Below are 12,492 nucleotides of genomic sequence, written 5' to 3' on the forward strand. Positions count from 1 at the left end.
TTTAGATAGAAATAATCTTATCAGAAGGGAATGTTTAGGGGTATGCATCTATTATCCTGATATTTCCTTTTAAATCATGTGACATATGAACTGAAATAAAACAGAGATTACTACGACTATAGTAGTATATACCTCTGTTAGATGATACCCAAGTTAGGATATAGCAGTTGTCGCTTTCAAATCTTGATCCTCCACCATATCCTGCAACCCAGGATAAGTGTAAGAGCTTTTTGTAGTTGTGTAACTGCTACATAAGCGATATAGGGGAAATCATAACATCTTTGAATAATAGTATGTGTAGATAAACTCAAATTCAACCTCCTTGAATAAGTAGTAGAAAATCTACACATACCCTATTTAGACTAGCTAACTATGCAAAAAAAGCTCATCCCTTTCAGTAGAATTCACCAATTATTAATAAAATAAAATAAATAATATCATTTAAAACAATAATCATTTTGTAATGGATATATATACTATATAATAGAATTGTATTCCAATATGAAAGGATGATGAAGATGAAAAAGAAGCTTATGATTGGTCTATTAACTGTCGTGGCATGTTTTACTCTTGGCTCTACATCTTTTGCAGCTAGTGCTTCTACACCAAGTCCTAATACTGCTCCAGCAGAAACTTCCAATGTAATAACTCCAGCAGATCAATACGTCGTCCCTATTAATTTGAGAGTTGGTGAGACCATTACAGTGGCTGGTTCTAATTTTTGGATTAGCGGAGATTATGGGGGCATTTATTTAGATCAACAAGGATTAATAATTGCCCTCAAACCTGGGGTCTGTACAGTAGTTGCTGACTTACCTAACGGTGATACCATTCTTTACGGAGTCACTGTAAAATAGCACTTTTACTTAGCCAGAGGGGATGTAATTCATCCCCTCTTTTCTATGATGAATTATGTAATATATATCCTCTTGAGTTTTTGCCAAGGTAAAATTATTTGACTTTGCCTCTTTTGATGAATACTGGTTTCCCCTATCTCCTCCATGTTCAATCCCATAAATCCTCTCTAGTTCAACGATACATTTGGCAAGCTCCAGCCATACATACTAAAAAGGCTAGACGGACAATCCCATCTAACCTCTTGAGAATAGTTGATTTTCTAAATTGAACTTACAGCATTTTTTATTCTCACATTCCTCCGTGTTGTCCAGTCGGCTCGTAAGCCGATCCTTTCTCTTGATACTGAAAAGGGGGAACTACTATTGCTACTAATATAAAACCAGTTACTAAAAAAGATAGAATTACTTTACGTTTCATCTTCATCCACCTCATTAATCAAATTTCTGTATGCTGCCTTCGTCTCAGATGATGCATACTGCTTATAGGACTCATACAGCTTTACACATTTAATTATATACGGTTTATTATTGATTAATGAAGATTTTTCCAAACAACTTAACGAAAAAGTAAATCCATCTGCAAAATCACCTTTGTTAAAGTAGTAAACCGCTAATGCACATGTAAAATGAACATAGCGTTCTGTAATGAATTGTTGATTGTACACACCTACGCTCTCAGGTTTATCCAGCAAAGCGAAAATTTCCGTTTCAAATTGCTTTAGAATATGATCAATATTTAAATGATGTCGATTAGCAGCTTCAACTACGTTATCTAATCCCGGAAGTGTCTCTTCTTTCTTTGAAGAAAAAAATGCTACATAATCAGCCAAAATACTAACTTCACCAGCATGAAGTTTATTTACATAAGTGTTGGCTTCAGCCCATTCTTTATATCTCTTTTTCCATTCCAAGGTGATTTCATCGGTTTCCTTCACCCAACTTAAGTCAGCATATGTGTATGTATGTTGAAGTGCCTTCTCATAATCTTTATGAGCTTCACATACTTCAGCATGAAGTAGATGAGAAAAAGCCCAATAAGCAAATGGTGGGGAAGCAGGTTTCTTTAAGTTCTCTTTTTTCGCATCATGATGTTGATCCAACTTGTATTGAATCTCTGCTTTAATCTCCAAAGCTTTAGCTATTTCATCCACCTTATCCCATTCACGTAAAGAACGATATACATTCGCCAGATCCTTTAACGCATCAAGTTGTACTACTTCGTTCAATCGTTCGACAAAAGATTCAAAACGTGTAGCTGCCTTGAGATTTCGGTTTTGATCGTCTCCAATCTGAATCGTGAATATACGATAATGGCAGATTGCCAAGCGATCAGAATGTTGGTACTTCTCACCCTCAGCGATGTTCTCGTATAGGTAAGCCGCTGCTTCATTATAACCTTTTTTGAAAGCATCCTCTGCTATTACAAAGAGATGAGGAAGATAGCCCGGATTATCTAGCAACATGCCTACAACTCGCTGCAAGCAATCCAGTCGATTAAACTGTACACATCTATACAAAAAAGGCCGAATTCTTTTCCAGTTCAGCGGTTCTTCCATAATGCACTCTTCAATGTAACGTTCATAAAAATGGTCTGGTTCTAAACCCATACCTCCAGTAATACGATCCAATTGGTGAACGGAGATGGACTTATTACCCGTCACAATACCGCTTACTGTACCCGGATTCAAACCTGCGATGTGTCCAAATTCAGTTTTGCTTAAGCCATTTTTTCTGAGGTATTTTTCAAATTCTGCGCGTATCGTGGGTGTAATTTTCATGGATAAGCCACCCTTTCAGCATAAAATCGTCATATGATGCATAGTTAAATAAATTATGTAATTGAGAAACAAGTAGTAGAATAGATTTGTTTTATCGCTCATGATTATACCATCTTCTGGAACAAAATCATATACCTCTCATATATTTACTTAAGATACCTTTTCGGATAGTTTGCAAAGATTTCTTGATTAAGGGTATCGTCATTTTGCTTATGTATAACCAGAATACCACTCATCCAATACAAAGTTACCTGATTGAATAGTCATGTTCGTATTCCCTTGTAATTTATCTATGAATTGAGCTTATAGATTGGATGTACTGCATATAAGCAACCTTCACGATATTCGGGATAGTTTCAAGTCAAAATTAGGCTATGTCGGGGAATGGAAGTGCTAGGGGTATATTTGTGGAAAGTGAATGGTCTATTGATTTTAAATACCCCCCTCCCGTTCCACAAAATTTTGCGTATCGGTATCAATAGATTCTGGTAGAGATACCATTTCGAACATTTTACTAGGTGACAAATCGGCAGACAACTGCCGTTTCCCAAACTGTTCATATAGCTGAATCGTTGCTTATAAAATAACTTCAGTGTGTAGCTGGAAGTGCTAAGGGTAATTTTGGAAATTAAATAGGCGTTTTGGGTGTAAATATACCCCCTCGTTTAAATTATATACCAATATATGGATGTTAATAACAAAGAAACCTAGACAGGATTATTGCCTAGGCTTGAGTGTGTTTGTGAGTGTGTACGTAGTGTACACACGTTTATTATTTTATCCTACTTGTTGCTGCTGTTCATATTCTTTAACTCTACGGTAGAACGTGTTAGGCTTCATATCTACACGTCTCATTGCCTCAACTGCTGTTATGCTGCCTTCCTTCCATTCCTCATATACCATAATGAAGTCATCACTTATTGCCTGTTTAGGACGACCAAATACCACGCCATTATTTTTAGCTGCTGCTATGCCTTCAGTCTGTCTTCCGTTAATCTTCTCCCGTTCACGTTCAGCCATGTAGCTAAGCAGTTCAAGCACAATACTGGATATAACTTTCTCTAAGCCATTATGGTATTGTCTAGTGTCAAGAATTGGCATATCAAGGATAACAATGTGTGCGCCTATCTCATGCGTTATATCTTGCCATTCACGTTTGATTTCTTCTGCATTCCGTCCAAGTCTATCCAGTTCCTTAATGAACAGGATATCACCTCGCCTAATTACACTCTTCAATGCCTGATATTGTGGTCTGTCAAAATTCTTGCCGCTTTTCTTATCAATAAAGTAATCTCGTTCCATGATACCTAAGTCTCGCATGGCTTCCAATTGTCTAGCTTCGTTCTGATCTTTCGTTGATACTCTTATGTAACCATAGTGTCTAATCTCACTCATATGGATCATCCTTTGCTATGTCATTGATTATATTATAGCAAAACTATGTCAAAATGTATACAAATACATATGAAACATTTCATAATATTTTATATACTATTTGACACATATCATAACCACTTATGACATACGCCAGACCACTATTGCAAAAGGTATACTTTATGACATAGTGTTGGAAAAGACCTTGGCTAAATTGAGCATAATAAAAAGGCAACCGAAGTCGCCCTAGATATTCCAATTATATAACTTAACTTTTCAAATGCTTTAGTACACAAATCTATTTACTGTCTTCTTCCTTGATATAAGTAGCATCATATTGAATGATCGCTTTTATTTTGTTCGTAGTCTTTGAACCATCGTAGACTACTTCATCTTGACTGAACTTATCTTCATCATGGAGAGATTGCGGTTTTTTTATAAATAATCCATCTTTTGTATAAATTTTATCGGGATGATTAAGTTCTTCTAATACGTTATCAGGAATTATTGCTTTTGTAACACTATCTGACTCTCCAGAAGTATCGCTGCTAGCAAAAACACTATTAGTAATTACCACAGCGAACGCAATAGCACTAAAAGCGAGAAAAGCCACGCCCCAAGTTCTTGTTTTTACTCTCACAGTAATCCCTTCTCTTCTAATCGATTTGTATATCCATATATTGAAATCATATACATTCGACTACTTACAGTCAAATAATCTGGGGTCGAGATTTCTGTATTCCTCGATCTCATGACTAGAAAAATTTTGTAAGTGAATAGCGATAGGGTTGAGGTTAACACTTTATCAACCATATGAGCGACTATAACCTGTATCGACACCCTTATCGAAGCTCAATCGTAAAACTTGATTACATGTTCATAAATTGCACATTCTATATAGCTTTCTGAGTCATTATGGTTCAGAATTGTGCCTGAATATATTTACATCGTGACGCATCGAAAAAATAGCTAAAACATAGATGGAATAAGGACTTTTGGTAAATATAATCAACATCGTAGTGTCAATCGTAGGTATCGAGAAATAATGTGTAAAAAAGCTTGATATATCAAGTGATATTTAGATTTTTATAAAATAAATTGTGTAAAATTTAAAATTAGAAAACCATTTATTTATCTATGATTTGTATCATACCTCAATCGAATCGTCAATCGTAAGAGGAGGATCGGAGTGAAGGACATATTTTCATGTTTTTTCACTCTAATAGGCTTACTCAACTCATATATGTATGTCATCTCTAGGACAAAATGCCCCAAAGACAAAAGGGTACAAATTATATTAGAAGAAACTTAATTCTCTAACCTTACGTACAACCTCCACCGTTTCTGCTCACCAGTTGAAGGGACAGCACGTTTCTGTTCAACAAATTCCTTACGATCAATGGATTCGGGTAAAGACAGCATTCCAAAAATTTTGCTGGTTTGTAACGATGTCGTTACATTTGAGAACTGTTCGTAAGCTTATAAACTTTCAATCTTGCTCCTCAGCCATTAATGTCCAACTTTCATATTTAAATAAAGGAAAGATTTTATTCTATATTTTCTTTAGGTGGTTTTGAATTTGGAATATAGTTCAAAAACGCTTTTCCTTTATCAATATCAATTTCTTTTTTTCCAAATCCCAATTCTTTCCTGACCATATTTCTCAGTTCGCTAATAATACTAAAATCAACTTCTTCTTCATAATCCCCGTATCCCCAAGCCACTTTGAATTTGTACAATAATTTTTTATCTTTAACGACAACAGCTAAATTGTTATAGCACTCTCTTATCTCTTTCATTGAAAAATCAGTCTTTGCTGTCTTTGAAAATTCGGATTGATGCGATAGAATAGCATCTGTTAAATTCAATGCATCTAGCAGTACTTTCCTTTTCATATCTAATCTCACTTTATTCATTTCAAGTCTTTTGTTTAATAAAAACGTAAGAATTGCGCCGATCACTAATGCTATAGCGGCAATAAGCGCTGCAATAACTCTTACATCTAGAATTTTTTCGGCCAATGGGACCATATGTTTCACTTCCTCTAAAATATTTGTTTTATCTATAGTAACCTATCCGATGATTCATAGCGTCTTGTGAAGTAAAACACCAATCCCCCAATAAGGAAAAATGCACCTCCAATTAAAAAACCTTTTAGACTATACCTGTTAAAAGCCTCCAATATTATTGCAAGTCCTAGCCCACACGGGAAATACCCGAAAACACCTCTTATCAAAGCCATTATAAAAAACTTCCGATTCATACATTTTTCTCCTCACTAATATGTACTTCAATATATAATAACGAACAAAATTATAAATCAGTTTCATAGTGTAATTTCTAAATTATAATGTAAACCACTTATATTCATTCCTCCATTTTTCCGTAAAGCTCACATTTCATTCAGTCTTCTAATCTTTCAACTGTGATTCGCACTCTTTTACCTGCTAAAACTAAGAACAGATATTCATTCAAAGAATAGCCTTCCTCTCCATTATCTACATCTGCATATGCGGGTTCTCCATTGACTAAAAATACATCAACAATACCCTCAAAAACGTTACTCTCCAAGAAAACCATCACTCCCCTTAAAAGATTCGTTTTACTTTCTAAATCTAAAACTGTAAGGTACAATTTTCCATTTATCTGATATATGTAAAGGATGTCGAGGACTTTTTCCTTCGTTATCTTCAAAACATCTAAGCTTTGATGCATATGGTAACAGCAGATTCTCAATCTCTCTTTTGCGTCTAATGTTCTCCTTATGTCTCCATGCAATTATAAAGATGTTTCTTTTATCAGCCACTTGAGTAATGTAGTCGTTGTTAAGTGCCTCGAATGACTGATCTCTATGTTTAAGTTTTTTGGGATCTCGACACATATAGGCATACATATTTACGATATCTACACCACCATAGCCTTTTTCAATCAAGTAATTAGTGAGATTCATAATCGTATTGTCTGTTTTAAGTGAATTGGCCTTACTCGGATTCAACATGATCACTCCAACAACTTCTTTCTTTCTATCCCAAATTCGCGTCAGTCGATATCTGTATTGGTAGTTATCAGCCATCACAGCAGTTGATTCAATAATTTTTTCCTCTGTATAGACCATACAGCACCATCCCCATTTTCTTATGAAAAGCCAATTTTATCGCTTGTTCTTTTCAACAAAGTTTTGTAATGAAACTAATATCTTCTCAGCTTCTGCCACAGACAAGCAGACATCAAACTCGCTATATTTCAAGTTATTTTGAGGAGAGACGGAGAATTTTTCTAAGATGAACATACAGTACTGATTGTGATATGCCTCTAAAATTGATTTTAAAGGACTGCTCTCCTCAATTAATACGTAATCCTGAATTCCAAAGCGCTTGATTGTAAATTCATCCAAAGGAGTCTTCCTTTTTTCTCCACATTTCTCCTCTTCTCTTCGATTAATGTAATCCGAAATCTCGCTACCAATAAATCCTAAAGATGATGGACTGATTTCGTCACCTTTTTCATTAATGATTTTTGTGGTATCAGTTTCTGGGTTATAGACAATTTTCCAATCATGAGATATTACATCATTAATTTGTTCTTTGAATATAACTTCTTTAGAATAACCCAATATTTAAACACTCCTTTTTGATGAAAGACTTAATTTAATTACACTTTCTCTTCGCTTTTTCAAGTTGATCATTAAACTTATCCAGTTTTGGCAGTCTGTCAGACCTTATTTTATTGACCTTTGTATCAAATACATATACTGCTTGTTCAAGTACTCGTATTAAATCTTCATAACGTTTGAGCCTATTATAAATTATACGTAGTCTGTCATAAGGAAGATTTCCTTCAAAACATTCAGAAACGTTCGCTTCATACAGCAAAATAGCTTCCTCAATTTCGCCTTCTTTTTCGAGTTCGATTCCTTTGAGGTTCCTATTAACTTGGTGTTCAAACAACTTATCGTTAATGTTCATTGGAATATCACTCTCCTTATAAAATCATCGTTTTACTTGAAGCCTACTTACCTGAAACAACAAGTTTCTCAGCCTTACGATCTTTCTTTACAATTTTGCCGTTATCCATATAATCGTCCCACGAATCCAGACTCAAGTAAGGCTCTGCTTCAATGATATCTTTTACTTTGCTGTACTGTTGTTCTTTGAATAGCTCAATCATTTCAATTAAATCATTGCGATCCAGCAGCTTCACTCCATTATAACTGGCTAACTGTTCACACGAAATTGTGTATTTGCTTGAAGTAATGACAATGGACTTCTTAGCTCTATAAAAACGCATCGAGCTATACACTTCCTGAACTGCGCTCAAACCAACAGGATTGCTTATTGCATACCGTTTAGCCTGAATGACATTGCGGTAGCCCTCTCTATCCGTAAATACCAAATCTGTTCCAAAATCTCTACTGTCTTGTGTTTTATACGCATCATCATAGCCCAAACACAGAAACAGCCTGAACAAATACATTTCAAAATCCTTGCCATCTTCCATACGGTCAATCTCGTTTATGCTAATTTTGTAAGGGTCAATATCCTGCGTTACTTTATAATGCTCTTGAACTTTAGGCTTCTTAAATAAGCGTAGCAGCACCAAAGCAATCAATACAACAATGACACACACTATCACAAATATAGACAACAATGCTCCTCCTTAGCTGCTCTAGCTCTTTTTCACACTTCCTTATAATACAACAGGTAGGGACAATTTCCCATATGTTTTGGATAAGTATAGTAAATTGGTAACAAAAAAACGCCTATCGCTAGGCGCTTACTCCATATCAAAAGGGAGCTAAATTTCACCCTCCATGATTGCTATATACACATTCCTTCTAATTTTGCATTCCTCTTTATAGTATTTAGTTCAAATTCATTTTACACGGCCTTTCTGTCAGCCTGAGCCAACATCTTGAGACTGATCCAGTTACCAGTTATTGTTTTGAGGTATAGTTTACCGTCCATCAGCTTCCCAGTTTTGTACATTGGTATCGCTCCTTTCATGGTGGACATATGTATCTTCTCCATTCGTTTATAGTTGTGTTATTTGATACTTTAGTAGCCTGAAACAATTTCCATAGCTTCATCCTCTGCACGTTCAATAGCCTGAATAAAGGGCATTAAAGGTTCATGGCTTTTGTACTGGATAGCCTTTTCAGCAGTACCGTTAGCGTTAGCCCATTCCCAATATGCGATGATATCAATAGGCTGCAAGAAATACATGGACAATGCTTCCACGGGATTTACAGCGTACAATTGAATGAACTGTTCGTCTGTAAGTTGGCTATGCTGTAAATATTCTTCCTTCATTTGGTGGAGTAAAATAAATGTGCTTCCAGGATTAACGTTGATGATTTTACTAATGAAGGAATTTCTTCTCTCAACAGTGTTCAGGATGATTTGCATATCATTGCGAATGCCTGTTGCTTCAGGAGAGATATTAAGCATACTGATTAGATCATTGACGCTTATATTTGGATTGTAAGGTGCTGGCGCAATAATACGAGTCCAGTTGTCGTCATTGCCTTGCTCAAACACTTGAATTGCGTCTGAGACATTCAGACCAATAGTTTGCCATTTGCGATTTAAAGCGTCTGTTATGTGGTAATAGTGCAGTTCCTTTTCAGTAGCTTCCCCTTCTGAATCCCAAACTTGATTCATGCGCACAATGTCGATGATGGCTTGCTTGTTAGCTTTTTTGTTCATTTGGTATCATCCTCCTTGAGAAATTGGTAAAATGGCAATAGCAAAGCTAAGGAAGTATAAACACATTCCTTACCCAAATGATATGATTTATCACGATATCGGTATAATAAAATTATCACGACATAGGTATAATGTCAATCTGTTTATGGAGGATATTTGAATGTTAAAGTTTCGGATTAAGTTAAAAGAAATTCTTAAGGAGCAAGGAATCACACAAAAAAAGCTTGAAGAAATTTCAGGAGTTCCACAATCAAAAATATCCAATTTGTGCAATAACAAATTTCAGGAATTGAATATAAATAACCTTGAGAAAATAGCTAACGCATTAGATATTAAAGACATATCCGTACTGATGCAGTTCGAGGAAACTAAATAATAAGCGTTATAAAAAAACAAAGAAGGCTCCCTATATTCGGGTAAGCCTTTAAAATTTCTATTCCCCTCACTTGCTTGTCCTATTAAATCATAATGAACTTGTCCTCTTTTGGCACAAGCTTTCTTGGTTTATTTGAGCCTTTAGGAAACTCCTCAATTTCAAAAACCCCCCGAAAATAAAGGGCTAATTGAGCATTCTCATTACTTTGTTTTGTATTCACATCTTCAAAAAGTTTGATAACACCGGTGAAGATTTGGAGGACCTCATATCCATCGGCACCATCGGACTGATCAAAGCCATTGAAAGCTTTCAGACCGGGAAAGGCACCAAATTGGCAACGTTTGCGGCCCGGTGTATTGAAAACGAAATTTTAATGCATCTTCGCTCATTGAAAAAAACACGCAAAGACGTATCTCTCCATGATCCTATAGGGACGGACAAAGAGGGCAACGAAATTACTTTAATTGATATCCTCGGCACCGAGGCGGACGATATTGTGGATAAGGTACAGCTCAAAATAGAGAAGAGTAAAATCTATCGTAACCTGGATATTTTGGATGAGCGCGAAAAAGAAGTGGTTATTGGTCGATTCGGCCTAGAAGCCGGAGGTGAAGAACGTACACAGCGGGAAATCGCCAGAGAACTGGGGATTTCGCGCAGCTATGTTTCAAGAATAGAGAAAAGGGCGCTGATGAAGCTGTATCATGAGTTTTATAAGATGAAGCGATAGAGATGTTGAAAATTGCAGTTTACTTTGAGAAATCTAAAGGGATAACATCCTTTTGGATTTCTTTGTTTATATTGAAAGCGCAGTACTGTCATTCTTTGATTCTAGTCCAGCGTAGCTTAAATAATCTTTCACAGAAAAATTTTAGCAAACGCTATTGACAAATCAATCTTCAACCTATATATTTCTAATATCGAAACGATATATTTCGATTGTATATATATAACTTAGCTATATGTGAACAGAGATAAGTTCCCTTTGATTTCAGAAGGATAATTCACTGAGCCAGGAAAGAAGGGATAGATTTTATGTTGATTTATGTAATACTTGGGTTCCTCTGCGAAAAGGATATGACAGGATATGAAATCAAGCAGAAGATGACGTTAAGTACTTCCAACTTTATTGACGCCAGCTTCGGAAGTATATATCCTATGCTGAAAAAAATGGAAAAGGGGGAGCTTATCAAGTATGAAGAAGTGGTAGAGGAAGGCAGATTCAAAAAATCATATGGTATCACGGAAAAAGGGAAGAGTGAATTTATAGAATGGTTAAAAACACCATGTACTTTTTCCCCTTTTAATTATGAGTATTTGAATAAGCTTTTCTTCTATAAATATCTTGACGATTTTGAGGTTGTTCGATTAATCGCCAGCTTTCAAACCACTGTCGCCTGTGAATATAACAAGCTTGCCTTGATAGAAGAGAAACACGTTCATGAGATGAATGTATATGAGCACGCGACGTTGGTGTTTGGCAAAGAATATTTTCAAATGATTATGAATTGGCACGATGGACTCACAAGAAAAATTACGGGAAAGAAGGATAATGAATATGAGAATGACAAAGAAATTTAAATTGCAGATTGCAGCTAAAAATGTGGATTTGTACAAATGGGTAACTGAGATGACTCCAGCTGAATATGAATCATTTTCAAAAGCTCACAAGGCAATGGGCAGTTATTTTGAAGATGGAGAATTCTATATGGTTAATGTGGAAAATATGGGGAATGAGATGATTGTTCAGCACTATCAATTAAAAGAGCGCACCGAGGATCATTTGCGTTTCTACTCTGACAGGACAGAAGCATATATATGGCGATGGATACCAGCCATTGTTGGAGTTCCATGGGAAATGAAGGTCACGCCTATTGATAACAACTCTTGCGAATTTAGTTGTACGATTGGAGCGGACTTTCCATCTCGGCTACTGGCTTTTGCAGCATGGATAAATGGTTTTGGTGGATTCTTTATGAGAAAACATTTAGCCGATGAGTGCGGAAAATTTGCTAAAGATATCGAAAAGAAATTTAATAACTACAGGTATGTATAATTCATGAACGAGCTGACCAGAAATATAGACCAGTCCCATTTCAAAGCGCGATCTGGTGCAGTGGGTGGAGTGTACAGCGAATGGCTTAAGCTTGAGATCATCAATGATCCAAACATTCTGAGTGCGAAAATCAAAAAGAAAAGGGCTCTTCGCTCTATTGGATGGGTAACGCCGTATAGAAATAGGTTCATAGTCAAGCTTGTTTCAGTAGATTCTTAAAGAAATGGTATAAAGGGAACGGGGTAAAAATGGGTTTAGGGCCTGTGTGCTGCAAGTGCTGGAAGCCGATGTTTATTCGCGGTCATGTAGACCATAGCTATTAGATTATGGACGTTTCTGTACCCAC

At 36.0% G+C, this 12,492-nt stretch carries 16 protein-coding genes; 5 read left to right on the forward strand and 11 right to left on the reverse strand.

The genetic code is table 11. From position 1 onward, the window contains the following. The first annotated feature begins 518 nt into the window (after positions 1-518). The gene (locus tag QD47_RS05455) at positions 519-857 is read left to right on the forward strand and encodes a hypothetical protein (RefSeq protein ID WP_044645153.1); all 339 of its coding nucleotides are present in this window, start codon (positions 519-521) and stop codon (positions 855-857) included. A gap of 289 nt (positions 858-1,146) precedes the next feature. Here QD47_RS05455 and QD47_RS33685 read toward each other — a convergent pair whose 3' ends face one another. From QD47_RS33685 to QD47_RS32410, 11 genes are all read right to left on the reverse strand, one after another. Continuing rightward, the gene (locus QD47_RS33685; protein ID WP_268794226.1) at positions 1,147-1,275 is read right to left on the reverse strand and encodes a hypothetical protein; all 129 of its coding nucleotides are present in this window, start codon (positions 1,273-1,275) and stop codon (positions 1,147-1,149) included. After that, positions 1,265-2,635, reverse strand: a complete 1,371-nt coding sequence (locus QD47_RS05460) for a helix-turn-helix domain-containing protein (protein WP_044645154.1) — start codon at positions 2,633-2,635, stop codon at positions 1,265-1,267. Before QD47_RS05460 ends, QD47_RS33685 begins: the two co-directional genes overlap by 11 nt. A 777-nt stretch (positions 2,636-3,412) precedes the next feature. After that, positions 3,413-4,030, reverse strand: coding sequence for a recombinase family protein (locus tag QD47_RS05465; protein WP_044645155.1), 618 nt, complete (start codon positions 4,028-4,030; stop codon positions 3,413-3,415). A 277-nt stretch (positions 4,031-4,307) separates the two neighbouring features. Next, the gene (locus QD47_RS05470) at positions 4,308-4,649 is read right to left on the reverse strand and encodes a hypothetical protein (protein ID WP_044645156.1); all 342 of its coding nucleotides are present in this window, start codon (positions 4,647-4,649) and stop codon (positions 4,308-4,310) included. Between the two features lie 907 nt (positions 4,650-5,556). Continuing rightward, positions 5,557-6,039 carry a hypothetical protein gene (locus tag QD47_RS05475; protein ID WP_044645157.1) on the reverse strand — a complete coding sequence of 161 codons (483 nt, stop codon included), beginning with the start codon at positions 6,037-6,039 and terminating at the stop codon, positions 5,557-5,559. 373 nt (positions 6,040-6,412) lie between these two features. After that, the gene (locus tag QD47_RS32065; protein WP_161797153.1) at positions 6,413-6,580 is read right to left on the reverse strand and encodes a hypothetical protein; all 168 of its coding nucleotides are present in this window, start codon (positions 6,578-6,580) and stop codon (positions 6,413-6,415) included. Between the two features lie 31 nt (positions 6,581-6,611). After that, positions 6,612-7,124 carry a DUF1643 domain-containing protein gene (locus QD47_RS29985; RefSeq protein WP_052646720.1) on the reverse strand — a complete coding sequence of 171 codons (513 nt, stop codon included), beginning with the start codon at positions 7,122-7,124 and terminating at the stop codon, positions 6,612-6,614. 36 nt (positions 7,125-7,160) lie between these two features. Beyond that, positions 7,161-7,622: a hypothetical protein gene (locus tag QD47_RS05490; protein ID WP_044645159.1), complete on the reverse strand. Its 462-nt coding sequence runs from the start codon at positions 7,620-7,622 to the stop codon at positions 7,161-7,163. A gap of 34 nt (positions 7,623-7,656) precedes the next feature. Further along, the gene (locus QD47_RS05495) at positions 7,657-7,974 is read right to left on the reverse strand and encodes a hypothetical protein (RefSeq protein WP_044645160.1); all 318 of its coding nucleotides are present in this window, start codon (positions 7,972-7,974) and stop codon (positions 7,657-7,659) included. A 43-nt stretch (positions 7,975-8,017) separates the two neighbouring features. Continuing rightward, on the reverse strand, positions 8,018-8,653 hold the full coding sequence (locus QD47_RS05500) for a restriction endonuclease (protein ID WP_044645161.1): 636 nt from the start codon (positions 8,651-8,653) through the stop codon (positions 8,018-8,020). Positions 8,654-9,063: 410 nt separating this feature from the next. After that, complete coding sequence (locus QD47_RS32410; RefSeq protein ID WP_200893389.1) at positions 9,064-9,714, reverse strand: hypothetical protein; 651 nt, start codon at positions 9,712-9,714, stop codon at positions 9,064-9,066. A 160-nt stretch (positions 9,715-9,874) separates the two neighbouring features. On the opposite strand from QD47_RS32410, the gene QD47_RS05510 reads away from it, so the two are divergent. The 4 genes from QD47_RS05510 (at position 9,875) to QD47_RS05525 (ending at position 12,146) form a co-directional block, all read left to right on the forward strand. Further along, positions 9,875-10,090 carry a helix-turn-helix domain-containing protein gene (locus QD47_RS05510; RefSeq protein WP_044645162.1) on the forward strand — a complete coding sequence of 72 codons (216 nt, stop codon included), beginning with the start codon at positions 9,875-9,877 and terminating at the stop codon, positions 10,088-10,090. Between the two features lie 187 nt (positions 10,091-10,277). Next, positions 10,278-10,820 carry an RNA polymerase sporulation sigma factor SigK gene (sigK, locus tag QD47_RS05515; protein WP_152643767.1) on the forward strand — a complete coding sequence of 181 codons (543 nt, stop codon included), beginning with the start codon at positions 10,278-10,280 and terminating at the stop codon, positions 10,818-10,820. 305 nt (positions 10,821-11,125) lie between these two features. After that, on the forward strand, positions 11,126-11,671 hold the full coding sequence (locus QD47_RS05520) for a PadR family transcriptional regulator (protein WP_044645163.1): 546 nt from the start codon (positions 11,126-11,128) through the stop codon (positions 11,669-11,671). Beyond that, positions 11,649-12,146, forward strand: coding sequence for a hypothetical protein (locus tag QD47_RS05525; protein ID WP_044645164.1), 498 nt, complete (start codon positions 11,649-11,651; stop codon positions 12,144-12,146). The genes QD47_RS05520 and QD47_RS05525 overlap by 23 nt, the downstream gene beginning before the upstream one ends. Positions 12,147-12,492: the final 346 nt, after the last annotated feature.

The organism is Paenibacillus terrae (assembly GCF_000943545.1).
GTDB lineage: Bacteria > Bacillota > Bacilli > Paenibacillales > Paenibacillaceae > Paenibacillus > Paenibacillus terrae_A.